The following is a 1,546-nucleotide window of genomic DNA, read 5'->3' as shown; positions in this document are numbered from 1 at the left end:
TCACCGAAGTCGTGGCCGTGTCCTGCGGCGTGACCCAGTGCCAGGAAACCCTGCGCACCGCCATGGCCATCGGCGCCGACCGCGGCATCCTGGTCGAGACCACCGAAGAACTGCAGCCGCTGGCCGTGGCCAAGCTGCTCAAGGCCCTGGCCGACAAGGAGCAGCCGCAGCTCATCATCCTCGGCAAGCAGGCCATCGACGACGACTGCAACCAGACCGGCCAGATGCTGGCGGCGCTCTTGGGCTGGCCGCAAGCCACCTTCGCCTCCAAGGTCACGCTGGAAGATGGCAAGGCAACCGTCACCCGCGAAGTCGACGGCGGCCTGGAGACCGTGGCGCTGAGCCTGCCGGCGGTGGTCACCACCGACCTGCGCCTGAACGAGCCGCGCTACGTCACCCTGCCCAACATCATGAAGGCCAAGAAGAAGCCGCTGGAAAACGTCAAGCCGGCCGACCTCGGCGTGGACGTCACGCCGCGCCTGAAGACGGTGAAAGTGTCGGAGCCGCCCAAGCGCAGCGCCGGCATCACCGTGCCGGACGTGGCCACGCTGGTGGCCAAGCTGAAGAACGAAGCCAAAGTCATCTAAGTCATCCAAGTCATCTAAAAACATTCGGACCGCGCCACGTCTGCGGTTCGCGCCAACGAGGAAAACACCATGGCTGCACTTGTCATCGCCGAACACGACAACGCGTCCGTAAAGGGAAGCACGCTCAACACCGTCGCCGCCGCCACCCAGTGCGGCGGCGAGGTCCACCTGCTCATTGCCGGCCACCAGTGCGACGGCGCGGCCGAAGCCGCCGCGAAGATCGCCGGCGTGTCCAAGGTCATCGTCGCCGACGCGCCGCAGTTTGCCGACGGCCTGGCCGAGAACGTCGCCGAGCAGGTGCTAGCGCTGGCCGGCGCCTACTCCCACATCCTGGCCCCGGCCACCGCCTTCGGCAAGAACGTGCTGCCGCGCGTGGCCGCCAGGCTCGACGTCGGCCAGGTCTCGGAAATCACCAGGGTGGTCTCGCCCGACACCTTCGAGCGGCCGATCTACGCCGGCAATGCGATTGCCACCGTGCAGTCGATCGACCCGGTGAAGGTCATCACCGTGCGTACCACTGGTTTCGATGCGGCGGCTGTCACCGGCGGTTCCGCCGCAGTCGAGAAGGCCACCGCGGTGGGCGACTCCGGCAAGTCCAGCTTCGTGTCGCGCGAGCTGGCCAAGTCGGATCGTCCGGAGCTGACCGCTGCCAAGATCATCGTCTCCGGCGGCCGCGGCATGGGTTCCGGCGAAGCCTTCAAGGTGCTGGAGCCGCTGGCCGACAAGCTCGGCGCGGCGATGGGCGCCTCGCGCGCGGCGGTGGATGCCGGCTTCGTGCCGAACGACTGGCAGGTGGGCCAGACCGGCAAGATCGTGGCGCCGCAGCTGTACATCGCGGTGGGCATCTCGGGTGCGATCCAGCACCTGGCCGGCATGAAGGATTCCAAGACGATTGTCGCCATCAACAAGGATCCGGAAGCGCCGATCTTCTCGGTGGCCGACTACGGCATCGTCGGCGA

At 67.2% G+C, this 1,546-nt stretch carries 2 protein-coding genes; both read left to right on the top strand.

Annotated elements, in window-relative coordinates; all coding sequences use genetic code 11:
• On the top strand, positions 1-587 hold a 587-nt coding region (locus CHB88_RS24025), incomplete at its 5' end, for an electron transfer flavoprotein subunit beta/FixA family protein (protein ID WP_089401888.1).
• A gap of 69 nt (positions 588-656) precedes the next feature.
• Positions 657-1,546 (top strand): electron transfer flavoprotein subunit alpha/FixB family protein (locus CHB88_RS24020; protein WP_089401887.1); only part of this gene is annotated, 890 nt, incomplete at its 3' end.

Origin of the sequence: Noviherbaspirillum humi, from assembly GCF_900188095.1 — a bacterium.
Classification (GTDB): Bacteria; Pseudomonadota; Gammaproteobacteria; order Burkholderiales; family Burkholderiaceae_D; genus Noviherbaspirillum; species Noviherbaspirillum humi.
The sequence above is the reverse complement of the archived record's forward strand: the minus strand, read 5'-3'. Positions and strand labels throughout refer to the sequence as shown.